Here is a 25281-nt window from a genome sequence, read left to right as displayed (position 1 = left end):
CCGCGCGTCCGACATGGCGAAGGCCCGCCCCCTGCGAGAGGGGGCGGGCCTTCGCCATGTGACGGTCAGCGGGTGGCCGGCACGTACGGACCGAGCTCCGCGGCAAGCTCCTCGTGCACCCGCGCCTTGAGCAGGGTGCCGTCGGCGGTGTGCTCCTCCGAGAGCACCTCGCCCTCGGCGTGCGCGCGCGAGATGAGCTGGCCATGCGTATACGGAACGAGGGCCTCGATCTCGACCTCGGGCCGCGGCAGTTCGGTGTCGATGAGCCTGAGAAGCTCCTCGATACCGGCGCCGGTACGCGCGGAGACCGCGATCGCGTGCTTCTCGTTGCGCATCAGACGCTGGAGGACCAGCGGGTCCGCGGCATCCGCCTTGTTGATCACCACGACCTCGGGCACGTCGGTGGCGCCCACATCGCGGATCACCTCACGCACGGCGGCCAGCTGCTCCTCCGGCACCGGGTGCGAACCGTCCACCACGTGCAGGATCAGGTCGGAGTCGCCGACCTCCTCCATCGTGGAGCGGAACGCCTCGACGAGGTGGTGCGGCAGATGCCGTACGAACCCGACCGTGTCGGCCAGGGTGTAGACCCGGCCGCTCGGCGTCTCGGCCCGGCGCACGGTCGGGTCGAGGGTGGCGAACAGGGCGTTCTCCACCAGGACGCCCGCGCCCGTGAGGCGGTTGAGCAGGGAGGACTTGCCCGCGTTCGTGTAACCGGCGATCGCGACCGAAGGCACCTTGTTGCGCCGGCGCTCCTGCCGCTTGATGTCGCGGCCCGTCTTCATCTCCGCGATCTCCCGGCGCATCTTCGCCATCTTCTCGCGGATCCGTCGCCGGTCCGTCTCGATCTTCGTCTCACCGGGGCCACGGGTGGCCATGCCGCCACCGCCGCCGCCACCCATCTGACGGGAGAGCGACTGACCCCAGCCGCGGAGCCTCGGCAGCATGTACTGCATCTGCGCGAGGGCGACCTGCGCCTTGCCCTCTCGGGACTTGGCGTGCTGGGCGAAGATGTCGAGGATCAGGGCGGTCCTGTCGACCACCTTCACCTTGACGACGTCTTCGAGGTGGATCAGCTGGCCGGGGCTCAGCTCACCGTCGCAGACGACGGTGTCGGCTCCCGTCTCGAGCACGATGTCGCGCAGCTCGAGAGCCTTTCCGGAGCCGATGTACGTCGCCGGGTCCGGCTTGTCGCGGCGCTGGATGACGCCGTCGAGCACGAGCGCGCCCGCGGTCTCCGCGAGGGCGGCCAGCTCGGCGAGGGAGTTCTCCGCATCGTCAACCGTCCCGGAGGTCCACACGCCGACGAGCACCACACGCTCCAGACGGAGCTGTCGGTACTCGACCTCGGTGACGTCCTCGAGCTCGGTGGAGAGTCCGGCGACGCGGCGCAGAGCCGCGCGCTCGGAGCGGTCGAGCTGATCGCCGTCCCGGTCTCCGTCGATCTCGTGGCTCCAGGCGACGTCCTCTTCCATCAGGGCATCGGCCCGAAGACCTTCGGGGTAGTTCTGCGCGAAGCTCTGTGCGTCCTGGGAAGGGGAAGAAGAGGAGGTCATTGGGTCCTTACGTCGATACGTCGATGGAAATGCGGACGGATGCCTGATCCGCCGCGGACGGAGTGATCCGTCACAGTCGACAACGCCCGAGGCGGCCCGGAGATTCCCGGGTCAGGACCGGCCGCGCCGTCGACCTGACGATATTTGCACGACACGGCCCGTCTCGTCATCCGTGTTTTCCGCGACCAGGGATGTTATTTCCCTTCCGGAGCCGCCGTACGCCAGTCCGGGTGGCCCGGCATGGGCGGCGTCTTCGTCCCGTACAGCCAGGCGTCGAAGAATCCGCCCAGGTCACGGGCGGCGTTCTGCGAGGCGAGCCGCACGAAGTCGGCGGTCGTGGCGTTGCCGTCGCGGTAGAGGTCGACCCACTGCCGCTCGAGGCGGTCGAAGGCGCGGTGCCCGATCTCCTGACGCAGGGCGTAGAGCACCAGGGCGCTCCCGTCGTAGACGACAGGGCGGAAAATGCTGATCTTCTTCCCGGGGGCGGGCCCCTTGGGCTTGGCGGGCGGACCGCCCGCGGCGCGCCAGGTGTCCGACTGGCGGTAGGCCTGCCGCATCCGGTCCTTCAGGGGCCGCTTCGCCTTCTCCTCGGCGAAGAGCGCCTCGTACCAGGTGGCATGCCCTTCGTTGAGCCACAGGTCCGACCAGGAGCGCGGGCTGACGCTGTCGCCGAACCACTGGTGCGCCAACTCGTGCACCATGATCGAGTCCACGTACCACTCCGGGTACTCGGGGCGGGTGAAGAGGTCTCTCTCGAAGAGAGACAGCGTCTGTGTCTCCAGTTCGAAGCCGGTCCGCGCCTCGGCCACCAGGACGCCGTAGGTCTCGAAGGGGTAGCGGCCGACCTTCTGCTCCATCCATTCGATCTGGCCGGGCGTCTTCTTCAGCCAGCGCTCCAGGACCTTGCGGTCCTTGGTCGGCACCACATCGCGTACGGGAAGGCCGTCCGGTCCCTTGCGGTGCAGCACGGTGGAGCGGCCGATCGACACCTGTGCCAGCTCGGTCGCCATGGGGTGGTGGGTGCGGTACGCCCAGGTCGTGGCCCCGCCGACGTGGCGGGTCCTGCCGATCGGCAGGCCGTTGGCGACGGCGGTGAGCCCCTCGGGGGCCGTCACGCGGAACGTGAACTCCGCCTTGTCCGAGGGGTGGTCGTTGCACGGGAAGACCAAGTGGGCGGCGTCCGCCTGATTGGCCATGGCGAGCCCGTCACCGGTACGCACCCAGCCGCCCTGCGCGTCCTTGGCGGACACGGGGTCACTGGTGTGCCGGACGGTGATCCGCAGCCGCTCGCCGGGGCCGACCGGCGCGGACGGCGTCAGGACCAGGTCCTCACCGGTGCTCTCGAAACGGGTGGCCTCGTCATTGACCTCGACGGACCGGACCTTGCCGTGCGCGAAGTCGAGATTCACGCGCTCCATGGGAGCCGTGACCAGGGCGTCGATCTTGGTGACGGCGTCCAGGGGCTTGCGGTTGTCACCGTGATAGGTGAAGTCGATGTCGTACGACGCCACGTCGTACCCGGGGTTGCCCAGGTGGGGGAAGAGCGGGTCGCCGATGCCGAGCGGGGCGGCCGGCGACGGTGCGCTCGCCGCGACGAGGGCGGCGGACGTGGTCGCCGCGATCAGCGCCGCGGCGAGGCGGGGGGTGCGCAGGGCCTTCGGCCGCGCGGCCGTGGTCCGAGGGGTGAGCAGCATGAACTTACGGCTACCAGCGCGCGCCTTCCCCGGTACGTCGGCGCGCGCCGGGCCACTCGAACGAGTCGCGCAGGGGTCCACCCGATGAGCCGAACCGCTTCAGGGGGTCGAGATCCCGCTCGGAGACCGGCCCGCCTCAGTGGGCCGCGGCCGCCGGATGCTGGGCGCGGCTCACGTCGTACACGCCCGGCACGGCCCGCATCGCCCGCATCAGCCCCGGAAGGTGCGCCGCGTCCGGGAGTTGGAGCGTGTACGTATGGCGGACGCGCTGCTGGGTGGGTGGTTCCACGGTCGCGGAGATGATGGCGACGCCTTCGAGGGCGATCGCCTCGGTGAGGTCGGCGAGCAGATGCGCACGGCCGAACGATTCGGCGGTCAGGGTCACCCGGCACTCGGCGGTGTCCCCCCAGCGCACGCCGACCTCCGCGCGCCCTACTTCCTTCATGCGCGCCACCGCGGGGCAGCCGGCCCGGTGGACGGTGACGGCGCCACCGCGCACGGCGAAGGCGGTGATGGCGTCGGGCGGCACCGGCGTACAGCACCCCGCGAGGCGCACGCTCGCGCCCTCGCGGTCCACCACGGCGCTCGCGGCGGCGGAGCGCGAGCCGGTGTCCGGGCCCTCCGGGCGGGGCGTGGCCATCGGCGCCTGCTGGGGCGGCCGCTGGGCGGACGGCGCCGGGGCGGGCGCGGGCGTCGGATGCGTGGTGAGCCAGCGCCGGATCGCGATCCGCGCGCCGGGCGTGCGGGCGTGGTCCAGCCACTCGCTCGAGGGCCCGGAGGCGGCGTCCTGGCCCATGAGGAGCTGCACCGTGTCGCCGTCGCTCAGGACCGTGCTGAGCGTGGCGAGTCGGCCGTTGACCCGAGCGCCGATGCAGGCGTGCGCGTCCTCCCCGTACTGGGCGTAGGCGGCATCCACGCAGCTGGCACCCGCGGGCAGGCCGAGGGTGCCGCCGTCGGGGCGGAAGACGGCGATCTCACGGTCCTGGGCGAGGTCTTCGCGCAGCGTCGACCAGAACGTGTCCGGGTCGGGCGCGGCCTGCTGCCAGTCGAGGAGCCGGGAGAGCCAGCCGGGCCTGGTCGGATCCACGCGCTCGTCGTCGGCGCTGTCGGAGGGGTCCTCGGAAGGGGGAGCGTAGGGATTGCGCAGCGCGACGACGCCCGCCTCGGCGACCTGGTGCATCTGGTGCGTGCGGATGAGGACTTCGGCGACCTCCCCGTCGGGGCGGGCCACCGCGGTGTGCAGCGATTGGTAGAGGTTGAACTTCGGTACGGCGATGAAGTCCTTGAACTCCGAGACGACCGGGGTGAAGCAGGTGTGCAGTTCGCCGAGGACTCCGTAGCAGTCCGCGTCTTCGTTGACGAGCACCAGGAGGCGGCCGTAGTCCGAGGCGCGCAGCTCGCCGCGTTTGCGGTGGACCCGGTGGACGGAGACGAAGTGCCGCGGCCTGATGAGGACTTCGGCGGCGATGCCCGCCTCGCGCAGCACACCGCGCACCTCGCCCGCGATGTCCCCGAGCGGGTCGCCCTCACTCTCGGCGTTGGCCGCGATGAGGGCTTGGACCTCGGCGTACTCCTGCGGGTGGAGGATCGCGAAGACGAGGTCCTCCAGCTCGGTCTTGAGCGCCTGGACACCGAGGCGCTCGGCGAGCGGGATGAGCACGTCCCGGGTCACCTTGGCGATGCGGGCCTGTTTCTCGGGACGCATGACGCCGAGGGTGCGCATGTTGTGCAGCCGGTCGGCGAGCTTGATCGACATGACGCGTACGTCGTTGCCGGTGGCGACGAGCATCTTGCGGAAGGTCTCCGGCTCGGCCGCCGCCCCGTAGTCGACCTTCTCCAGCTTCGTGACGCCGTCGACCAGGTAGCAGACGTCCTCGCCGAACTCGGCCCGCACCTGGTCGAGCGTCACGTCCGTGTCCTCGACCGTGTCGTGGAGCAGGGAGGCGGTCAGGGTGGTGATCTCCGCGCCGAGCTGGGCGAGGATCAGGGTCACGGCCAGGGGGTGCGTGATGTACGGTTCGCCGCTCTTGCGCGTCTGGCCGCGGTGCGAGGACTCCGCGAGGACGTACGCACGGCGCAGGGGCTCCAGGTCCGCGTCCGGGTAATGGGCCCGGTGGGCCTCCACCACATGGCCGATCGCGTCGGGAAGCCGGTCCCGGGCGGCGGGGCCCAGGAGGGCCGCCCTGCCCAGTCTGCGCAGGTCGAGACGGGCGCGGCCGCGCCTTCGCTGGACCCCGGGCGTCACGGGGCCGGGCGTGGCTGGGTTCGTGGCCTCCGCACTCATGGGCACCTCCGGCTGCTTCGACCGGCGGTGTGCGGACGGTGGCGTACTCCGTCCGGGCCGGTGCTTGATGCTACCGAGCCCATCACGCGGCACTGACCGCCTCTCGCCGAGCGTGAAACGGATCACCCATTCGAGCGACAGTTCATGGGATTGCCGTTTCGAGCCATTCGGACACGAACTCACCCTCGGCGACGATCACGGCGGGGCCGGTCATCTCGATTTCGCTGTCGGGCCGCTCAGTGATCACCAGGCGTCCTCCGGGCACGTCGACCGTGTACGTCACCGGCGCGCCCGTGACGGCCGGGTCCACGCCGTCCCTGCGGGCCGCGGCGACCGCGACGGCGCACGTGCCCGTGCCGCACGAGCGGGTCTCCCCCGCGCCGCGCTCGTGCACGCGCATCGCCACGTGGCGCGGGCCGCGGTCGACGACGAATTCGACGTTCACCCCGTGCGGGTAGGCGGAGGCGGGGCGGAAGAGCGGAGGTTCGTAGAGCGTGCCCGCTTCGGAGAGGTCGTCCACGAAGGCGACCGCGTGGGGGTTGCCCATGTTCACGTTGAGCGCGGGCCACTGGTGGTCCGCGACCGACACGGTGACGTCCCCCTCGGGGAGCAGCGCCTTGCCCATCCCCACGGTGATCTCGCCGCCGGCCTCCGCCTTCGCGATGTGCACGGTCTTCACGCCGCCACGGGTGGCCACCGCCAGGTCGCCCTCACCGACGTGCCCCGCGTGCTGGAGGTACCGGGCGAAGACGCGCACGCCGTTGCCGCACATCTCGGCGATCGACCCGTCGCCGTTGCGGTAGTCCATGAACCACTCCGCCCGGTCCGCGAGGTGGCGGGCGTCGGGGTGGGCGGCGGAGCGCACGACGTGCAGGACGCCGTCGCCGCCGATGCCCGCGCGGCGGTCGCACAGGGCGGCCACGGCGGCCGGGGGCAGCTCGATGGCGTTGTCGGGGTCCGGGATGATCACGAAGTCGTTCTCGGTCCCGTGCCCCTTGAGGAAGGCGGTCCGCGTGCTCATTCCTCGATCGTACGGGGTGGGTACGACACTCGGTCCGGGCGGTGCCGCGGAGGCTTGCGGCGGGGCCGTCTCAGCGGAGCCGGGCGACCCGCCACACCGCGAGGACCGCCGCGCCGAGGAACAGCAGAGCGTACGCGGAGACGACCCGCCAGTCCGGGCGGTGTCCCGAGCCGCGCTCGGGCAGCCCCGGCCAGGTGTGCCCCACCCGGCGGGCGGCCATCATTCCCCAGCCGGCGGCGCAGCAGCTGAGCAGCAGCCCGAGCATGGCAACCACCGCGCCTCCGTCGCCGAACTCGAAGGCCAGCGGGAAGGCGAACATCAGGGAGCCGACCGCGGCGAGGATCACGATGGGCGCGAGCTGCCAGATGCGCAGCCGTCGCTGCGGGCGCAGCTCGACCTCGACCTCGTCCGCGGACATGTCGTCCGCGCCGGGGCCGTCGTCCGTCACGCCGCCCAGCGTCTCGTCGGGACCGTCCGGACTCAGCTGCTCTCCGCCGTCATGCGCGGTGTCACGAGGGCCGGCCTCCATCGCCACGCGCCCTCCCACTTCGGACTCCACCTGTCGATCGATGGTCGATGATGGCACGGCGTCAGGTGCCCCGATGACCGCCGGAGCGTCCCGATGCCATCACGTGATCAGGCTGTGACCGGTCGTTCGACCAACGCCATTGCGCGTGCCGGGAGTTCCCCGCGATCGGCCACGGCCCCACTGAGCCAGTGCACCCGCGGATCGCGCCGGAACCACGAATCCTGGCGGCGCGCGAAGCGTTTGGTGGCGCGTACGGTCTCGGCACGCGCCTGTTCCTCGGTGCACTCCCCCGCGAGCGCCGCGAGCACCTGCTGGTAGCCGAGCGCCCGCGACGCCGTACGCCCTTCGCGCAGCCCCCGCGCCTCCAGCGCGCGTACCTCGTCGACCAGGCCCGCCTCCCACATGCGGTCCACGCGCGTGGCGATGCGTTCGTCGAGTTCGGGGCGGGCCACGTCGACGCCGATCTGCACCGTGTCGTACACGGACTCGTGGCCGGGGAGGTTGGCGGTGAAGGGCTTGCCGGTGATCTCGATGACCTCAAGGGCGCGCACGATCCGTCGGCCGTTGCTGGGCAGGATCGCCTGGGCGGCCCCGGGGTCCGCCGCGGCGAGGCGGGCGTGCAGCGCTCCGGAGCCGCGCAGTTCCAGCTCCTCCTCCAGGCGGGCCCGTACGGCGGGGTCGGTGCCGGGGAATTCGAGGTGGTCCACGGCGCCTCTGACGTACAGCCCGGAGCCGCCGACGAGGATCGGCCAGCGCCCCTCGGCGAGGAGGCGGTCGATCTCCTTGCGGGCCAGTTTCTGGTACTCGGCGACGCTGGCCGCCTCCGTGACGTCCCAGATGTCGAGCAGATGGTGGGGGACCCCGCCGCGCTCCTCGGGCGTCAGCTTGGCGGTGCCGATATCCATCCCTCGGTAGAGCTGCATGGAGTCGGCGTTGACGACTTCGCCGCCAAGGCGCTGGGCGAGGAAAACGCCCAGATCGGACTTTCCTGCGGCGGTCGGACCGACGACTGCGATGACCCGCGGGGCGGGAGCTGCTCTACTCACCGCCCCAGTCTCGCAAATCTCGCGCGTACTTCCCGAACGAGCTACGTGACGGTACGGCCCCCAGGTCGTTGCCTGTTGCGAGGTTCCGGCCGCCGGTTTCGAGGACCGATGCCCCGGGCGACGCAATGGGACGCACCGGGCGGGGCGGGATTTCGCCCACACGAGTAACGTATGGAGTAGATATGGGCGTTTTTGCCATGTTCCGCCGGAAGTCCAAGGACAGCGAAGAGGCTGCGACGACTGATGCGGCCGCCGCCACGACGACGGCTGACCCGGAGAAGGCCGAGGGGTCTCCCGAGGCCTCCACGGACGCGGAGACGCCCGCTGCCGAGGCCGCTGCGGACGCCGAGAGCGCTACCGCGGACAAGCCGGCGGAGGCCTCCGAGACGGCCGCCGCGGAGAGCGTGGACATCCCGAAGCAGCAGTCGGCCGAGGAAGCGGCCGACAGCGGTGCCGGTGAGGGCGCCCGCAAGTAGCTCCCCGCGAGGGAAGGTGACCCCATGGGCTTCCTGGACCAGCTGAAAGCCAAGCTCGCCCCTGCCAAGGACAAGGTCTCGGACCTCGCGCAGCAGCACGGGGACAAGATCGACCACGGCCTGGACAAGGCCGCGAAGGTGGTCGACAAACGGACCAAGGGCAAGTACAGCGGCGTGATCCAGGCGGGAACGGGCAAGGCCAAGGACGCCCTCGACCGCCTCGCGGAGCACGACCAGAGCAAGGGCAGGGGCACGGGCGAGGGCGGCAAGGACAGTGGTGGCAGTGCCACTCCGCCCACCCCGCCCCCGTCACCCCCTCCGGCTCCCTGAACGACCTGCACGACTTGCACGACTTGCACGACGTGCACGACATGCGACGACGGCCGTGAAGCACCCTGCTCCGCGGCCGTCGTCGCATGTCCGGCGACCCTCGTCGCGTGTCCGTGGGCGGCCACGAGCGAGCGCCCTGGCTGCTGCCGCTGCGGTTACCGGCCTGAGCGGCTGAGGTGCTTCGGCTGCGCTACTAGGACCAGGTGGCCACGAAGTAGCCGACGCCGTACGGCGCGTCCTCGTAGAGCAACTCGCCGCTCAGCGCCGCGCCGTCCGCCGCCCCCGCCAGCACCTGCCACGGTGCCCGGCCCGCCGCCTTCAGTTCGTACGCCAGCTCCGCATCCAGCGCCCTCAGCGCCGCCACGTCGGCCGCACCGAGGGCACGGCCGACCTCCGCGTCGAAGCCGGCCGCCCGCTCGTCGAGATATCCCGGCGCCTTCAAGGTGCGGCACGCGCTGGCGTCGCCCATCACCAGGAGTGCCACCCGGTCCGCCCGGGCACCGATCTCCCCTCCGACCTGGACGCACCGCTCGGCGGCGAGTGGTTCCCCCACACCGAGGCCTTCCAGCGGGGCGGCTGACCACCGCGTACGTCCGAGCAGCCACGCGGCCACGGCGAGCGACGGCGGAAGCTCGCGTTCGGCCGCTTCGCCGTCGCCCTGGGCGGATCCGAGCCGTACGTCGAGGTCCACACCGAAGTCCCGGAAGGATCCACGAGCACCCTGCGGGTGCGGTCCGCGCCCGCTCAGCTCGGCGGGGCCCACCACGACGAGCCGGTCGGGCCTGGCGGCGGCGAGGACCCCGATGGCGTCCGTGCACGCCGCGCGCGCGGCCTCCAGTTCGGGTGCCGCTCCGGCGGCGACGTCGGGGACGAGCAGAGGCGGGCAGGGGCACACGGCTGCGGCGACAAGCATGATCCGCAGAGTAACGCGCCTGCTGGGCGACCGGCCCCGCGCTCCGTCCGGTCCGGTCGCCCTCACATCAGGTCAGTCGCAGCCGCAGCCGCTCCCCGTCGCCACGGGCAGCGGCTCGGGTGCGCCGATCTTCGGCAGGCCGAGCATGACGCCCGCGGGCTTGGCGACCGCCTCCGTGTTGCGCTTCTCCCAGGCGTCGCCCGCGCGCGTGGGGCGCACGTTGAGCACGGGCCCCTCGGCGAGCAGGTGATGAGGGGCGGCGTAGGTGATCTCGACGGTCACGACGTCGCCGGGGCGCACCGCGGTGTCCGGCTTGGTGAAGTGCACGAGGCGGCTGTCGGGGGCGCGACCGGACAGGCGGTGCGTGGCGCCGTCCTTGCGGCCCTCGCCCTCGGCGACCATCAGCTCCAGGGTGCGGCCGACCTGCTTCTTGTTCTCCTCCCAGGAGATCTCCTCCTGGAGGGCCACCAGACGCTCGTAGCGCGACTGGACGACCTCCTTGGGGATCTGCCCCTCCATGGTCGCGGCCGGGGTGCCGGGGCGCTTGGAGTACTGGAAGGTGAAGGCGCTGGCGAAGCGGGCCTCGCGGACCACGTGCATCGTCTGCTCGAAGTCCTCCTCGGTCTCGCCGGGGAAGCCCACGATGATGTCGGTGGAGATCGCCGCGTCCGGCATGGCGGCGCGGACCTTCTCGATGATCCCCAGGAAACGATCCTGCCGGTAGGAGCGGCGCATCGCCTTGAGGACCGGGTCGGAGCCGGACTGGAGCGGCATGTGGAGCTGCGGCATCACGTTCGGCGTCTCGGCCATGGCGGCGATCACGTCGTCGGTGAAGTCGCGTGGGTGCGGGGACGTGAAGCGCACGCGCTCAAGGCCCTCGATCTTCCCGCAGGCCCGCAGGAGCTTGCTGAACGCCTCCCGGTCACCGATGTCCGAGCCGTACGCGTTCACGTTCTGCCCGAGGAGGGTGATCTCGGAGACGCCCTCGCCGACGAGCGCCTCTATCTCCGCGAGGATGTCGCCGGTCCTGCGGTCCTTCTCCTTGCCGCGCAGGGCGGGGACGATGCAGAAGGTGCAGGTGTTGTTGCAGCCGACCGAGATGGAGACCCATGCGGCGTACGCGCTCTCGCGGCGCGTGGGCAGCGTGGAGGGGAACGCCTCCAGGGACTCCGCGATCTCGACCTGCGCCTCTTCCTGGACGCGGGCGCGCTCCAGGAGGACCGGCAGCTTGCCGATGTTGTGCGTGCCGAAGACGACGTCGACCCAGGGCGCCCTCTTGACGATGGTGTCGCGGTCCTTCTGGGCGAGGCAGCCGCCGACGGCGATCTGCATCCCTGGACGCTTGGTCTTCATCGGCGCCAGGCGGCCGAGATTGCCGTACAGACGGTTGTCGGCGTTCTCGCGCACGGCACACGTGTTGAAGACGACGACGTCGGCGTCGCCGTCGGCTCCTTCGGGCGCACGTTCGTAGCCGGCGTCCTCCAGCAGCCCGGAAAGCCGCTCGGAGTCATGGACGTTCATCTGGCACCCGTAGGTGCGCACCTCGTAAGTCTTCGCGCTCATCTCGCCCCCCAGGGTACGGGGTCGCCACGCGCGCGTGGCCGCCGATTCCGACCGGAGCGCCCCGGGGACGCCGCCCGCGGCAGCGCGGTGTGACCTCGCCCCTGGTCATCCACGTCAGCGGGCTGGCAGGATCGCGCGCATGCTCAAGGCACTCACCCACCTCAGCAGGCGCCGCGCTCTCCAGGGCTCGGCCGCGGCGCTCGTGGTGTTCGGGCTGCTGATGTGGTGGCTGCTCCCCCTGGACGAGAGCTCGCCGAGCGGCCGCATGGCGTTCAGCACGGGCGTGCGGAACGGCGTCTACGAGCGGTACGGCAAGCTCCTGCGCACGGCGATCTCCAAGGACATGCCGAAGGTGCAGGTGGACCTGCGCAACAGCGAGGGGTCGCAGCAGAACATCGAGCGGGTCGCCACAGGGAAGGCCGATTTCACCATCGCGGCCGCCGACGCCGTGGAGAACTACCGCCTCGACGGGGCCCCGGGGGCGGACCGCCTGCGGGGCTGTGCGCGCCTCTACGACGACTACGTCCAGCTCGTGGTGGACCGGGGGTCCGACATCCACTCCGTGGAGGACCTGCGGGGCAAGCGCGTCGCGGTGGGGCAGGCCCGCTCGGGCGTGCGACTGATAGCGGACAGGGTGCTGGACGCCGCGGGCCTCGACCCGGTCGCGGACATCGAGCCGGTGTCCGCGGGCATCGACACCATGCCGGGCCTTTTGAAGGACGGTTCCATCGACGCCTTCTTCTGGTCGGGCGGACTGCCCACCACCTCCGTGCGCGAACTCTCGAAGAAGATGGACATCCGTCTCGTCAAGCTCGGCTACCTCGTCGACCGGCTGCACAAGCAGGGCGGCGCCTCGCGCTACTACCGGGCCGCGACGATGCCGGCCGACGCCTATCCCGACGCCCAGCAGGGCTCCGCCGTGCCCACCCTGGCCGTGGCGAACCTCCTGGTCACCACGGACCAGGCGGACGCCGACCTCACCGCCGGGCTGACCCGCACCGTCATCGACAGCCGCGACCACATCGGCGATCAGGTGCACGCGGCCCAGCTGGTGGATCTGCGTACCGCCCTGTTCACCGACCCGCTCCCGCTGCACGAGGGGGCGCGCCGCTACTACCGCTCGGTGAAGCCCTGAGCGGCGCCGTGAGGCTCTGGGGCGCCCCCTCGGGAGGCCGCCGCGGGCGGCTCGCTGCGGGGGACGCTGACGGTCACCCTCAGGCCGTGCGGTTCGTTCCGCGCGTACGCGATGGATCCGCCGCCCGCCGTGAGCAGGGCCCGCGAGATGGACAGGCCGAGGCCGGAACCCTTCACGTTCTGGTGGCGGTTGCTGCGCCAGAAGCGGTCGCCGACGCGGGCGAGTTCGTCGTCGGTGAGGCCGGGGCCGCCGTCGCTCACCACCACCGTCGTCGTGCCGTTGCTGGAGGAGACCGCCACGTGGACCGGCCCTCCTTCGGGGGTGAACTTCAGGGCGTTGTCGATCACCGCGTCCAGCGCGCTGGAGAGGGCGACCGGGTCGGCCCAGCCGGTCGTCGCCGGGCACTCGCCGGTCAGGCGCACACCCCGCTCGTCGGCGAGCGGCCGCCAGGAGGCGACCCGCTCGGCCGCCAGCTCCCCGATGTCCGTCAGGCTCAGGTCGGCCGCGGCGTGCTCGGCGAGGGCCAGGTCGAGCAGGTCGTCGAGGACCTGGGCCAGGCGTTTGCCCTCGGTGCGGACCGAGGCGATCTCCTCGTTGCCCTCGGGCAGTTCGAGGGCGAGGAGCTCGATGCGCAGGAGCAGGGCGGACAGGGGGTTGCGCAGTTGGTGCGAGGCGTCGGCCACGAAGGCACGCTGCTGTTCGAGCACCTCCTCCACGTGGTCGGCCATCTCGTTGAACGACCGGGCGAGCCGTCTGAGTTCCGGCGGGCCGCCCGCGGCGGCGACGCGTGAGGTGAGGCGCCCCGTCGCTATGTCGTGCGTGGTGGCGTCCAGGACCCGCACCGGTCGCAGCACCCAGCCGGTGAGCCGCAGGGCCGCGCCGACCGCCAGGAGCATGGCCGCTGATTCCCCGGCGGCGATGAGCATCCAGCCCTTCAGCGTCTTCGAACGCATGCGTCCCGTCGGTGAGTCGGTGACGACCACGGCGATGACGTCACCGTCCTTGATCACCGGGGAGGCGACGGCGAGGCGGCCCCGTCGCCACGGCCACACCTGCTCGGGGTCGTGGCTGCCACGGGAGCGCAGGGCCTCCTGGAACGCCCTGCGGACGTCCCCCTTGGCGGGGAGGTACCAGCTGGCCGGTGCGTGCGCCATGGGACCGTCGTCGCGGTAGAAGACGCCCGCCCTGATGCCGTAGACGTCGTAGTAGTCGTCGAGTTCCTTCTGTAGCGTCTCGCGCCGCTCGTCCGTGCCGCCCCGCACCCGGGAGCCCGTCGGGCGCTTGGTGACGAACTGGGCGAGGGAGGCGAAGCGCGCGGTGTCGTCGATCCGGTCGACGACCACCTTCTGCTGCTGCGCCGCAGCGACACTGACGGCCAGCGGGAACCCGAGCGCGAGCAGCACGCCCGCCATCAGGATGATCAGCAGCGGGAGGAGGCGAGAGCGCACCTGTCCTCGCTCTCGCTACGTGGCCGGGGCGACGAGGCGGTAGCCGACGCCTCGGACTGTCTCGATCAGGGCCGGCATGTGCAGCTTGGAGCGCAGGGAGGCCACGTGCACTTCCAGCGTGCGTCCCGTCCCTTCCCAACTGGTCCGCCACACTTCACTGATGATCTGTTCGCGGCGGAACACCACTCCGGGGCGCTGGGCCAGGAGCGCGAGCAGGTCGAACTCCTTGCGGGTCAGTTGGACAACCGAACCGCCCACGCTGACCTGCCGGGTGGGCAGTTCGATGTGGACGGAGCCGAGCCGCAGTTCGCCGCCTCCCGACGCCGTCGTGCCACCGGGGGCGGGGCGCCTGATGACCGCGTGGATGCGGGCGATGAGTTCCCCGGTGTCGTACGGCTTCACTACGTAGTCGTCGGCTCCGAGGTTGAGGCCGTGTATGCGCGAGCGTACGTCCGAGCGGGCCGTCACCATGATCACCGGTGTCGAGCCGCGCTTGCGGATCTTGCCGCAGACCTCGTAGCCGTCCTGGTCGGGCAGGCCGAGGTCGAGGAGCACCACTCCGAAGGGGGCCGTTTCCGCGGGCAGCAGGGCCTGGAGCGCCTCTTCTCCACTGCGGGCGTGGACGACGTCGAAGCCGTGCCGGGCCAGGACCGCGGACAGGGCGGCGGCCACATGATCGTCGTCCTCGACAAGAAGCAGTCTCATACGGGCCCCCTCCGATTCATCCGTCGTTCCTTTGCGGCCGGTAGTCGCGCATACGCACCAAGGCATCCACGCCGATGGATAAGGACCGCGTCAAGAGGCAGCGGGTCACGGACACGTTCCGTTATCCAGCCGGTACGCACATCGTGGACCCTCTTCACACGGTGTGTCCGGTTGCGGCCGGATCGTTATGCTCAATTTCCGCTCAGATGTAATGACGCTGGTCGCACTGGGTTATTACTGTCCTCGCAACCGAGGAGGATGGAGCAACAAGCCGTGACCGAAGTATCGGTGACCAAGGACGCCATACCGCCCGGGGCGGACGACCTGGTCGTGCTGAAGAACGTCAACAAGCACTTCGGCGCTCTGCACGTGCTCCAGGACATCGACCTGACCATCGCCCGCGGCGAGGTCGTCGTAGTGATCGGGCCCTCCGGGTCGGGCAAGTCGACCCTGTGCCGCGCCATCAACCGCCTGGAGACGATCGACTCGGGAGCCATCTCGATCGACGGCAAGCCGCTGCCCCAGGAGGGCAAGGAACTCGCCCGCCTCCGTGCGGACGTGGGCATGGTCTTCCAGTCCTTCAACCTTTTCGCGCACAAGACCGTGCTCGAGAACGTGACGCTGGGCCAGATCAAGGTGCGCAAGATCAACAAGGCGGAGGCCGAGGAGAAGGCGCGCGCCCTGCTCGACCGCGTGGGCGTCGCCTCGCAGGCCGACAAGTACCCCGCGCAGCTCTCCGGCGGCCAGCAGCAGCGTGTCGCCATTGCACGCGCGTTGGCGATGGACCCCAAGGTGATGCTCTTCGACGAGCCCACGTCGGCGCTCGACCCGGAGATGATCAACGAAGTCCTCGAGGTGATGCAGCAGCTCGCCCGCGACGGGATGACGATGGTCGTCGTCACCCATGAGATGGGCTTCGCCCGGTCCGCGGCCAACCGCGTCGTCTTCATGGCGGACGGCCGGATCGTCGAAGAGGCCGTGCCGGACCAGTTCTTCAGCAACCCGCGCAGCGACCGGGCCAAGGACTTCCTGTCGAAGATCCTTAAACACTGAGGCTCCTACGCCGTCTCAACACCAGTCGAAACAAAGGATGTTCACCATGAAGCTCCGCAAGTCCGTCGCCCTCGCGGCGGCCGTCGCCGCGCTCTCGCTGACCGCCACCGCCTGCGGCGGCAAGGAGGGCTCCGCCGGCGACAAGCCGAAGGGCCCGGACGGCAAGGACACCAAGGCCCTCAGCTACACGGTCAAGAAGGACGCCTCGGTCGACTCGCCCGTCTTCAAGGACGCCAAGAAGCGCGGCAAGCTGGTCATCGGCGCCAAGGCCGACCAGCCGTACCTGGGCTTCCAGGACCAGTCGACCAAGGAGTACTCCGGCTTCGACATCGAGATCGCCAAGATGATCGCGGCCGACCTCGGCTTCTCGGCCAAGCAGATCGAGTGGAAGACGGTCGACTCCGGAGCCCGTGAGACCACGGTCTCCAAGGGCGATGTCGACCTGATGATCGGCACGTACACGATCAACGACGAGCGCAAGAAGCAGATCGACTTCGCCGGCCCGTACTACCACGCCGGTGCCTCCCTGCTGGTCCGCAAGGACGAGAAGGACATCAAGGGCCCGGAGACGGTCCGCGGCAAGAAGGTCTGCTCCATCGTCGGCTCCACGCCGTTGCAGAACATCAAGAAGCCGAAGTACGGCGCCAAGGTGACCGAGCTGTCCAAGTACTCCGAGTGCGTGGCGCAGATGCTCAACAACCAGGTCGACGCCGTCACCACCGACGACGCCATCCTGATGGGCTACGCGGCGCAGAACCCGGGCAAGCTGAAGGTCGTCGGCAAGCCCTTCTCGGCCGAGCCCTACGGCGTCGGTCTGAAGAAGGGCGACAAGGCACTTCAGAAGGCCGTCGCGGACGCCATCAAGGCGCACCAGGAGAACGGCGACTACAAGAAGGCGTTCGAGGCCACCATCGGTAAGTCCGGCTCCGAGTACAAGAACCCGCCGGCGTTCACCGACCCCAAGTAGGACCTCGCGCCCCGCTTCGTACGGCCGATACGTCCGTACGGGGCGGGGCGTCTTGTGAGCACATCGCCGCCCGACCGCCCTCTCGCGGAGAATTCATGAACGTACTGACCGACAACCTGTCGCTGTTCCGCGAGGGGTTCATCGGCACCGTGGAGCTGACCGTGGTCAGCGGGATCATCGCCATGGTGCTCGGCGTGATCATCGCCGCTTTCCGGGTCTCACCGGTGCCACCGCTGCGCGTTTTCGGCACCCTCTGGGTGAACATCCTCCGGAACACCCCGCTGACCCTGCTGTTCCTGGTGGCCTTCTTCATCCTGCCGAAGATCCTGTTCCCGGACGTGGACTCCTTCGTGCTCGGCGTCGTGGCACTGGGGTTCTACACCTCGTCCTTCATAGCCGAGGCCCTGCGGTCCGGCATCAACACCGTGCCGATGGGCCAGGCCGAGGCCGCCCGTGCGATCGGCATGAGCTTCACGCAGGTCATGCGGGTCGTGGTGCTGCCCCAGGCCACGCGCGCGGTGATCGCCCCGATGGGCTCGATCTTCATCGCGCTGACGAAGAACTCCGCGATCGCGGGCGGCTTCGACAACGTCGACCTGTTCAACGTCACCAAGACCCTCAGCAACGACGGCTACGACATCACCATGATCTTCATCTGGGTCACGGTCGCGTACCTGATCATCACGTACGCCATCAATGGCGCCTTCCGGCTGCTGGAGCACCGCATGGAGGTCGCCCGATGAGCGCCAGTGTCCTCTTCGACGCACCCGGCCCCAAGGCCAAGGTCCGCAACAGGATCTACTCGGTCGTCGGCACCGCGGCGGTGCTCGGCCTGTTCGTCTGGGTCGTCCTGCGGCTCAACGAGAAGGGCGAGTTCGAGGGTGCCCTGTGGGACATCTTCAACTACTCCGGCATCCGCGACAACATCTTCGAAGCGCTCCTGGCGACGCTGAAGGCCTTCGTGTTCGCCGGTGTCCTCTCACTGGTCTTCGCGGTCGTGCTGTGTGTCGGCAGGCTTTCCGACCACCGCCCGGTGCGCTGGGCCTCGGTGATCTTCATCGACCTCTTCCGGTCGATCCCGCTGCTGATCACGATCTTCGCCCTGTGGGTCGGCATCGTCGGCGACATGACGCCGTTCTGGGCGCTGGTCGTCGGCCTCGCGATCTACAACGGCTGCGTCCAGGCCGAGGTGCTGCGCGCGGGCGTCAACGCCGTACCGAAGGGACAGCGGGAGGCCGCCTACGCCCTGGGCCTGACCAAGACCCAGGTGACGGCCGGCATCCTGTTCCCGCAGGCCGTGCGCTCCATGCTGCCGACGATCATCAGCCAGCTCGTGGTGACCCTCAAGGACACCTCGCTCGGCTATCTGATCCTCTACCCCGAACTGCTGTACTCGGCACGGCTCATCGCCAACAACACCCCGGTGAACGGCACCTACCCGTTCGTCCAGACGGTCACCGTCGTCGGTGCCATCTACATCGGGCTCTGCCTGGCGCTCTCCTCGCTCGCCACCTGGATCGAGAAGCGCGGGCGCCGCACCAAGACGGGCATCGCGGTGGCTGCCGCGGCGGAACCCGCCGAGGCTCCGGGCGTGCTGGACGCCGCCGCGCCCGAGGGGCCCGGCCGAGCGGAGGACGGCTCGAAGGGTCCTGACGACGACCCCAAGGGCACGGTTGGAAAGTCCAACTGACAAAGCGTCGACATAAGTGGTCGACATAAGTGTGGGGGGCGGCCGGCGGGCCGCCCCCCACCCCTGTTTCCCCGGGCCCGAATCCCTCGGGCGTCACCCCGCTCCGCTGTTACTTCCTGGTGAACGCCACTGCCGTCGTCACTTGACGCAAGCACCGGCAATGGGTTGCATACGTTCTGTGATCGTGCACCGGGCTCCAACTGCCAGTTCCTGTACGTACGTCCAGCGCTTCCGGGCAGCCCGGACCCACGGATCCCGACGGGCTGGAGGGTGTGCGCCGTGGACCCGGTGATCGTCGTCGGCGCGGGCCCCGTCGGCCTCGCGCTGGCCCTCGCGCTGGCCCGTCACTCGGTGCCGACGATCGTCCTCGACGAAGGGCCGGGCAAGGAAGAGCCGCGCCTCGCTCGGACGGCCGTGCTCCGCGAGGACACCGCTGCCTTCGTGGAACGGCTCGCGGGTCACTCGTTCGGTGACCTGGAGTCGGGAGCCCGCTGGACCAGTTGGCGGTCCCTGCGGCGCAAGCAGGTGATGCGAGAGCTGTCCTTCGGCGACGAGGCCCCCGCCCCGCTGCATCTGCCGCAGCACGTACTGACCGGCGCGCTGCGCGAGGCCATCGCCGGCGAGCGGCTCGTCAAGGTCGCGACGGAGAGCAAGGTCGACTCCCTGGAGCAGGACGCCTCCGGACTGACCGCCCACACGCGCGGGCCGAAGGGCACGTGGTGGCGTGGCAGTTATCTGGTGGGCTGCGACGGGTCCCGCTCGACGGTCCGCAAACTGCTCGACATCCGCTTCCCGGGGCGTACGGCCGTCGAGCGACACGCCGTGGCCGCGCTGCGCACGGAACTTCCCTGGCCGGGCGAAGCGTTGTTGCACCGGATGCCTCCGTGGCGCGGCGGGGCAGCCGAGGTGACGGGCCGCCCGCTGGCCGGCGGGGTGTGGCGCCTCGACTGGCTCCTTCCGCCGCGCGGCGAGCTGGTGACGCCCGACGCCCTCGTCCTGCGGATCCGGGAGACCCTCGCGGGCTGGTGCGGGGGCCCCACACCGCCGTACGAACTGCTCGACACGGGCGTGCACACCGTCCACCACCGCCTCGCCCGCCGGTGGCGGGTCGGCCGCGCCTTCCTCGCCGGGGACGCCGCGCATCTGCTCGGCGCGCTCGGCACTCAGGGGCTCGACGAGGGGCTGCGGGACGCCGACAACCTCGCGTGGAAGCTGGCGCTCGCCTGGCACCACGGCCACCGCGACCCGCTGCTCGACAGCTACCAGGCCGAGCGGCGGGCCGGGGTGGCCGCGCGCCTTCGCGCCGCCGACCAGTCGCTTCCGGTGCTGCGCGGCGGCAAGGGCCTGCGCTCCTACGTGCCGGGGAGCGCGCGCGGCCACGACGCGCTGCTCACGGACGGCCATGTGGGGCGCGGGCCGCTCGGCATGCCCTCGTCCTACGCGCAGTCCCCTCTCGCGCCCGCGCCGTCCGAGTCCGAGACGGCGGTGGGTACGGAGGTGGGCGCGCCGGTCGCCGACGTACGGGTGACCGCTCCCGACGGGTCCTTCGTGCAGCTGCGCGAGCGGCTCGGGCTCGGTCATCTCCTCGTCGTCCTGGTCGCGCCGGGCACCGTGGTGTGGGAGCGGCGGCACTGGGTGACGGCCGGGATCATGCCGCGCCTCGCCGCCGCGGTCACCGCCTTGCCGCACCCCGCCGAGCTGCTCGTCGCGGAGAGCTACCCCGGGGCCCCCGCGCACTCCGTCCTGCTCATCCGCCCCGACGGTCACTTGGTCACCGCCCTCTCCGGGGTGCGCCCGGCCGAGCTGTACGCGGCGGCCGAGGCGGCGGTGGGGGGCGCGGCGGCCCCGGGGAGCGGGCGCGGGGGCGACGACACCGAGCAAGGTGAGCATGCGGTTCGGGCGGGCGGGGCGGGGAGTGCCGCGGGGGTGCGGGCGGCGCGGCCTTCGAAGTGAGGGGGCGGGGTGACGGGGTGGGCGACAGGGGGGCGGCACGCTGGCTGGGTGACAGGGTGGCGAGGCAGCAGTCCGGCTGGGTGACGGGGTAGCGGGGCGGCAGGCCGGTGGGGCGGCAGTCCGGTGGGGCGGCAGTCCGGTGGGGCGGCGCAGGCTGGCTGGGGGACTCGGCGGCCAGGGGACGAGCCTCCCTGAAGCCCGCCGGGCGAGCCCCCCCCCCCCCCCCCCGGGCACGCGGCCCGACCCACAGCCCGACCCGCGGCCCGACCGCACTCGACCGCGGCCCGACACCCCTCGCCTCGGCCGTCCGACCGACCGGTGAACCCCGCACGACCGCATACTGAGCCGGAGTTGACCGCCCTCCCCCTCCATGGTCTACTCCGGATCGTGACCGACACCGATGTGCGCCTGTGGCGGAGGGTCCACATGGACCTCGTCCGCTACGCAGGCTGCGTGTGTCACCCGTCCTACTGAATTCGCATCCCTTCCCCACGCGCTGAGCGCGCCTTCCGGCCTGCTCGCGCGCCTTCCGCGAACCTCCAGGACGGTCCCCGTGTCTGTTTCCGCCCCTCCCTCCACCGCGCCCGCGACCGCGTCCTCGGCTGCCCCGACCGCCGCCGAACTCCTCGACTTCGTCCGCCGCAGCGCCGCCGACCGCGAACTCATCGCCTCGCTGCCGCTCGACCCCGAGGGCCGCACCTGGGTGCGCCTGGCGGGGCCCGGCGGCAGCGAGGCCTGGCTGATCGGCTGGCCGCCCGGCAGCGGCACCGGCTGGCACGACCACGCCGAGTCGATCGGCGCCTTCCTCACCGCGGCCGGCACCCTCAGGGAGAACTCGCTCGCCGTGCGCCTGCCCACCGACGGCTGGAAGACCCTGGAACTCTCCGAGGACGTCGACCGCGAGCGGGAGCTGACGCGAGGCGAGGGCCGCGCCTTCGGCCGCAACCATGTGCACGAGGTGCTGAACGAGTCGACGGCCGAGCATGCCATCTCCGTACACGCCTACTACCCGCCGCTCCCCCGGATCCGCCGCTACAGCCGCACCGGGGAGGTGCTCCGCCTGGAGTCCGTGGAGCGCCCGGAGGACTGGCAGTGAGCGAACAGCCGATAGGCATCGACGAGCTGCTGGAGCGCGTACGGCTCGGCCTCGACCGGGTCACTCCCCAGGAGGCGTACGACGCCTCCGAGGCCGGCGGCCTCCTGGTCGACATCCGGTACGCGGCACTGCGGGAGCGCGACGGACTGATCCCCGGATCCCTCGTCGTGGAACGCAACGAACTGGAGTGGCGCCTCGACCCCCAGGGCAGCCATCGCGCCCCGGAGGCCACCAGTCATGACTTGCGTGTCGTCGTGATCTGCAACGAGGGGTACGCCTCCAGCCTCGCGGCCGCCTCCTTGCGGCAGTTGGGGCTGCGCCACGCGACCGACCTGGTCGGCGGTTTCCAGGCGTGGCGTGCGGCAGGGCTTCCGGTCGTGGTGTGAACACCACGGGGGCGCCCCCGTGGTGTTCACACCAGGGGGCGCCCCTTACTCGCCTGCCTACTCCTCTTACTCGCCTGCCTACTCCTTTGCCGTCGCCACGGCGACCGGGAGTGGCCTCAGGGCGGCGCGGCCCGGTAGCGCTGTCGCCACCAGGGCGAGCAGTCCGGCGACGGCGACCACGGAGACGTACACCAGTGGAGTGACCGCCGGTGCCGCGCTGCCCGTGATGCCGACGCTGAAGGCGGTCAGGACGGCGAGCGCCACCCCGCTGCCGAGCCCCGCGCCGATGAGCAGGACCGACAGCGCCTCGATGCGCAGCATACGCAGCACCTGTCGGCGTGTGGCGCCCGCGAGCCGGAGCATCGCGAACTCCCGGATGCGCTCCGACACGGACATCGCGAGGGTGTTGACGACCGCGATGGCGGTGAAGGCCAGGACGAGGCCCATGGCGAGGTAGTTCACCTCAGCGTTGGCCTGCTGACGGTCGGCTTCGAGCCCGTCGAGGGCGGCCGGGTCCAGAACCCTCACGCCCGGGAACTTCGCGACGGCTGCCGTGAGTTGTTCCCGCGTACGGTCGTCGGCGAGGTCGCTCTTGAGGTTGCTCTTGACGAGGACCATGGTGGCGAGCGGGTTGTCGACGTGGCGGGCGACCAGGCCGTGCGCCATGGTCAGATCGCCGAACCCGAGCCCGCGGGCATACACGGCACGCACGGCGAGTTCGGCCTTCGTGCCGTCTCCGAGGGTGAGTTTGAGCGTGTCGCCCGGCTTCAGGCCGAGCTGGTCGGCTGCCCGTTCGCTGACGGCGACGCTGTCCTTGCCGAAGCCCTTCAGGGTTCCGGAGGTGACATCCGGGTCCCAGGTGCGGGTGAGACCTTCCGGAGTGACGCCCTGCGCCGGGTACTTGTCGAGTCCGACACGCACGGTGGTGCGGACGACCTCGGTGGCGGCCTCGACACCTTCGGCCCTACGAGCGGTCCGCGCGGCCTGCGCCGGGACGCCCGGGCCCTGAGCGGCGAGCACCCAGTTCGCGCGGATGCCGTCGCGGGCCTGGGTGCGGGCCGCGTCGCCGAGGGTGGGCTGCATGAAGAGGACGGTGCAGGTCATGCCGGTGAGGAGGGCGAGGGGGGTGACGGCGGCGGCCATCCGGGCAGCGTTGCCGCGCAGGTTGGCGTGGGCGAGCTTGCCGGGCGATCCGGTCAGCCGGAGGGGGCCGGTCAGCAGTGCGGCCGCGGCTCGGACGACGAACGGCCCGAGGAGCGCGATGGCGCAGGCGAAGACCACAACGGCCAGATACGTCACGGGGGTCGACGCGGCCTCGGTGCGCAGCATGCTCAGCACGGCGACCAGGACGATGCCGCCCGCGAGGAGGACGAGACCGGCGATGACGCGGCTCCAGGCGGGCCTGGCCCGCTCGACCCGGGCCTCGGCAAGGGCCTCGGCGGGGCGGATACGGACGATCCGGCGGCCGGCGATGCGGGCGGCGGCCCAGGCACCGAGCAGGGTCGCGCCGATGGCGACGAAGGGCGGGAAGACACTGACGGCGCGTTCGAGGGTGGCGGAGATCGCTCCCGCCTCCACGAACCGGCCGTGCAGCCAGGCGCCGAGCGGGATTCCGGCGAGCGAGCCGATGACGCCCGCTGCGGCGCCGACGAGCAGCGCTTCGCGTCCGAGCAGCCTGCGGATCTGCTTCGGTGTCGCGGCGACGGCGCGCAGCAGGGCGAGTTCGCGGTGGCGCTGCTGCACGGAGAGCGCGAACGTGCCGACGACCACGAGGATGGCGACGAGCAGGGAGGTGCCGCCCATGGCGCCGCCCATGCTGATGAGCTTGACGCGGTCGCCCGCGGCGTCCAGGAACTCGACGGGGCCGCGGCCGTCGCCCGTGCTGACCTGCGCTGTCGTGCCGTCGAGGGCGTGCGCTACGGCCTGCTTGAGGTCGGCGACATCGGTGCCCCGGTCCGGTACGACGCCGAAGGCACTGACCTTTCCGGGGTGCGCGGCGAGCCGCTCGGCCTCCTCGGAGGAGAAGAAGAGCGAGGTCTGGTGGGCGAGGGCACCGTCGGCGGAAGTCCTGTTCGCCGGGGCGGCGATGCCGGTGACGCGGTAGCTGCGCGGGCTCTGCGTCGACTGAACGGTGAGCCGGTCGCCGGGCCTCAGCTCGGCGCGGTCGGCGAGGTCACGGTCGATGACGAGATCACCGGCCGCGCTCGGGGCTCTGCCGTCGACGAGGCGGAAAGGGGTGAGGGCGGCCGAAGTCCAGGCATGCCCGTACGCGGGTCTGCCGTCGGACTTGGCGGTGGATGGCAGCAACGGCTGGGCGAGGAAAGTCAGTTCGGGCACGATCGCGCCGACGCCCGGGGCCTTCTTGAGCCTGCCCTCGATGTCGTCGGCCGACAGCCAGGCCCGCTCGGCGATCGGTTTCGCCTTGTGCTTGACCTTCGTCTTGCCCTTCTTGCGCTTGACCGTGGTCTGGTGGACGTTCTGGTCGGCGGAGACGATCACGGGCGTGGCGGCGTATCGCTCGGTCTTGATCGTGCCGCGCAGGCCCGTCTCCATGAGGGTGCCGCAGGCCGTGATGAGTGCGGCGGCGCACATCAGCGCGAGGAAGGCGCCCAGGAACCCGCCTTTGCGGTCCCGGACCGTCTGTAGTGCGTAGCGCAGCATCATGAAAGCTCGGTCTCTTTCCGGTTCTGGGAGGGGGAGGCGGGAGCGGCGGGCGCCGGTTGCGCAGTGGGCGCGGGGAAGGCCAGGAGACGGGTGAGCACGGTGCGGGCCCCGGCCGGGGTGTCGGCGGCGGGCCGCTTGTAGCGGTTGAGCAGCGCGATGTACTCCTCGAAGAACTCACGGAGTTCAGGGAGGGTCAGCCGGATCGTGCCGCGCGAGTAGGGGAACGCGTCGGCCCACTCGCCGAGTCCGGCATCGGCCTCCCGCTGCAACTGCTCGAAGAGGTCGAGGTCGGCGGCGTACGAGAGGTGATTGAGCTCGTCCATGACGCGCCGCGTCGCGGGGCTCTGCCGACTGCGCGGCGGAAAGCGCCGGTCACCGGGGACGGCCCGCCACCAGCGCTCACGCCCGTGCCCGGAGCCCGGCGTCTCCTCGACGAAGCCGTAGCGGGCGAGCTCGCGCAGGTGGTAACTGGTCGCCCCGGTATTGAGGCCGAGCGCCCGGGCAAGCGTCGACGAGGTGGCCGGGCCGTGCAGGGTGAGGTGCTGCAACACCTGCTGCCGCCGCGGCTGCGCGAGCGCCTTGAGCAGGCGGAGATCGGTCAGCTCTTCGGGGGGCGGGTGCGAGCCCTGCCGTAAGGCCGAGCCCGGAGCCGTACTGGATGCCGTACCGGATGCGGAGTCGTCGGTGTGCGCCGCGCCCGTGGCGCCGGGTCTCTTTGTCATGTGTACACAGTCGCCTGTGCACACCTTCCTGGGCACTGCGGTGATCCGGC

General features: G+C 71.0%; 23 protein-coding genes. 11 read left to right on the top strand and 12 right to left on the bottom strand.

All coding sequences use genetic code 11. The features are described from left to right. Positions 1 to 65 precede the first annotated feature (65 nt). The 6 genes from hflX to miaA all read right to left on the bottom strand — a co-directional run bounded on the left by hflX (position 66) and on the right by miaA (position 8130). Positions 66 to 1556 (bottom strand): GTPase HflX, encoded by a 1491-nt coding sequence (gene hflX, locus CP975_RS26670; protein WP_055529359.1) that lies wholly within the window; start codon positions 1554 to 1556, stop codon positions 66 to 68. A 194-nt stretch (positions 1557 to 1750) separates the two neighbouring features. Beyond that, positions 1751 to 3250, bottom strand: coding sequence for a M1 family metallopeptidase (locus tag CP975_RS26665; RefSeq protein ID WP_055529357.1), 1500 nt, complete (start codon positions 3248 to 3250; stop codon positions 1751 to 1753). A gap of 136 nt (positions 3251 to 3386) precedes the next feature. After that, a complete protein-coding gene (locus CP975_RS26660) occupies positions 3387 to 5534 on the bottom strand; it encodes a RelA/SpoT family protein (protein ID WP_055529355.1) in 2148 nt (715 codons plus the stop codon). A 142-nt stretch (positions 5535 to 5676) separates the two neighbouring features. Beyond that, positions 5677 to 6555, bottom strand: a complete 879-nt coding sequence (dapF, locus tag CP975_RS26655; protein ID WP_055529353.1) for a diaminopimelate epimerase — start codon at positions 6553 to 6555, stop codon at positions 5677 to 5679. Between the two features lie 70 nt (positions 6556 to 6625). Continuing rightward, on the bottom strand, positions 6626 to 7084 hold the full coding sequence (locus CP975_RS26650; RefSeq protein WP_055529351.1) for a hypothetical protein: 459 nt from the start codon (positions 7082 to 7084) through the stop codon (positions 6626 to 6628). Positions 7085 to 7191: 107 nt separating this feature from the next. Further along, positions 7192 to 8130 carry a tRNA (adenosine(37)-N6)-dimethylallyltransferase MiaA gene (gene miaA, locus CP975_RS26645; protein WP_030778572.1) on the bottom strand — a complete coding sequence of 313 codons (939 nt, stop codon included), beginning with the start codon at positions 8128 to 8130 and terminating at the stop codon, positions 7192 to 7194. 182 nt (positions 8131 to 8312) lie between these two features. On the opposite strand from miaA, the gene CP975_RS26640 reads away from it, so the two are divergent. After that, positions 8313 to 8606, top strand: coding sequence for a hypothetical protein (locus CP975_RS26640; protein WP_055529349.1), 294 nt, complete (start codon positions 8313 to 8315; stop codon positions 8604 to 8606). 24 nt (positions 8607 to 8630) lie between these two features. Next, a complete protein-coding gene (locus tag CP975_RS26635) occupies positions 8631 to 8936 on the top strand; it encodes an antitoxin (protein WP_150477421.1) in 306 nt (101 codons plus the stop codon). A 193-nt stretch (positions 8937 to 9129) separates the two neighbouring features. Here CP975_RS26635 and CP975_RS26630 read toward each other — a convergent pair whose 3' ends face one another. Then, on the bottom strand, positions 9130 to 9849 hold the full coding sequence (locus CP975_RS26630; RefSeq protein WP_150477420.1) for a class III extradiol dioxygenase subunit B-like domain-containing protein: 720 nt from the start codon (positions 9847 to 9849) through the stop codon (positions 9130 to 9132). Positions 9850 to 9921: 72 nt separating this feature from the next. Then, positions 9922 to 11412 (bottom strand): tRNA (N6-isopentenyl adenosine(37)-C2)-methylthiotransferase MiaB, encoded by a 1491-nt coding sequence (gene miaB, locus CP975_RS26625; protein ID WP_150477419.1) that lies wholly within the window; start codon positions 11410 to 11412, stop codon positions 9922 to 9924. Positions 11413 to 11551: 139 nt separating this feature from the next. Between miaB and CP975_RS26620 the strand changes: the two genes are divergently transcribed. Continuing rightward, a complete protein-coding gene (locus tag CP975_RS26620) occupies positions 11552 to 12547 on the top strand; it encodes a TAXI family TRAP transporter solute-binding subunit (RefSeq protein WP_055532423.1) in 996 nt (331 codons plus the stop codon). Here the strand turns inward: CP975_RS26620 and CP975_RS26615 are convergent. Both CP975_RS26615 and CP975_RS26610 read right to left on the bottom strand, forming a co-directional pair. After that, positions 12526 to 13995, bottom strand: coding sequence for a sensor histidine kinase (locus CP975_RS26615; protein ID WP_055532424.1), 1470 nt, complete (start codon positions 13993 to 13995; stop codon positions 12526 to 12528). The genes CP975_RS26620 and CP975_RS26615 overlap by 22 nt on opposite strands. 15 nt (positions 13996 to 14010) lie before the next feature. Continuing rightward, a complete protein-coding gene (locus tag CP975_RS26610; RefSeq protein ID WP_055532425.1) occupies positions 14011 to 14700 on the bottom strand; it encodes a response regulator transcription factor in 690 nt (229 codons plus the stop codon). 273 nt (positions 14701 to 14973) lie between these two features. Between CP975_RS26610 and CP975_RS26605 the strand changes: the two genes are divergently transcribed. The 8 genes from CP975_RS26605 to CP975_RS26575 all read left to right on the top strand — a co-directional run bounded on the left by CP975_RS26605 (position 14974) and on the right by CP975_RS26575 (position 21845). After that, positions 14974 to 15753, top strand: coding sequence for an amino acid ABC transporter ATP-binding protein (locus CP975_RS26605; protein WP_055532426.1), 780 nt, complete (start codon positions 14974 to 14976; stop codon positions 15751 to 15753). Between the two features lie 46 nt (positions 15754 to 15799). After that, complete coding sequence (locus CP975_RS26600; RefSeq protein WP_055532431.1) at positions 15800 to 16720, top strand: glutamate ABC transporter substrate-binding protein; 921 nt, start codon at positions 15800 to 15802, stop codon at positions 16718 to 16720. Positions 16721 to 16815: 95 nt separating this feature from the next. Beyond that, the gene (locus tag CP975_RS26595; RefSeq protein WP_055532427.1) at positions 16816 to 17463 is read left to right on the top strand and encodes an amino acid ABC transporter permease; all 648 of its coding nucleotides are present in this window, start codon (positions 16816 to 16818) and stop codon (positions 17461 to 17463) included. After that, on the top strand, positions 17460 to 18410 hold the full coding sequence (locus tag CP975_RS26590) for an amino acid ABC transporter permease (protein WP_055532428.1): 951 nt from the start codon (positions 17460 to 17462) through the stop codon (positions 18408 to 18410). Before CP975_RS26595 ends, CP975_RS26590 begins: the two co-directional genes overlap by 4 nt. A 279-nt stretch (positions 18411 to 18689) precedes the next feature. Continuing rightward, on the top strand, positions 18690 to 20363 hold the full coding sequence (locus CP975_RS26585) for an FAD-dependent monooxygenase (protein WP_150477418.1): 1674 nt from the start codon (positions 18690 to 18692) through the stop codon (positions 20361 to 20363). A gap of 318 nt (positions 20364 to 20681) precedes the next feature. Continuing rightward, a complete protein-coding gene (locus CP975_RS36645) occupies positions 20682 to 20837 on the top strand; it encodes a putative leader peptide (protein WP_425474278.1) in 156 nt (51 codons plus the stop codon). Positions 20838 to 20916: 79 nt separating this feature from the next. Next, on the top strand, positions 20917 to 21459 hold the full coding sequence (locus tag CP975_RS26580) for a cupin domain-containing protein (RefSeq protein WP_150477417.1): 543 nt from the start codon (positions 20917 to 20919) through the stop codon (positions 21457 to 21459). Beyond that, positions 21456 to 21845, top strand: coding sequence for a rhodanese-like domain-containing protein (locus CP975_RS26575; protein ID WP_150477416.1), 390 nt, complete (start codon positions 21456 to 21458; stop codon positions 21843 to 21845). The genes CP975_RS26580 and CP975_RS26575 overlap by 4 nt, the downstream gene beginning before the upstream one ends. A 78-nt stretch (positions 21846 to 21923) precedes the next feature. Here CP975_RS26575 and CP975_RS26570 read toward each other — a convergent pair whose 3' ends face one another. Together CP975_RS26570 and CP975_RS26565 are read right to left on the bottom strand one after the other, a co-directional pair. After that, positions 21924 to 24509, bottom strand: coding sequence for an FtsX-like permease family protein (locus CP975_RS26570; protein ID WP_055529123.1), 2586 nt, complete (start codon positions 24507 to 24509; stop codon positions 21924 to 21926). Then, complete coding sequence (locus CP975_RS26565; protein ID WP_150477415.1) at positions 24506 to 25231, bottom strand: ArsR/SmtB family transcription factor; 726 nt, start codon at positions 25229 to 25231, stop codon at positions 24506 to 24508. Before CP975_RS26565 ends, CP975_RS26570 begins: the two co-directional genes overlap by 4 nt. Positions 25232 to 25281 lie beyond the last annotated feature (50 nt).

The sequence above is a fragment of the Streptomyces alboniger genome (assembly GCF_008704395.1).
Taxonomy (GTDB): domain Bacteria; phylum Actinomycetota; class Actinomycetes; order Streptomycetales; family Streptomycetaceae; genus Streptomyces; species Streptomyces alboniger.
Note: the sequence above shows the minus strand (reverse complement) of the source record. Positions and strands in the feature narration are given on the sequence as shown.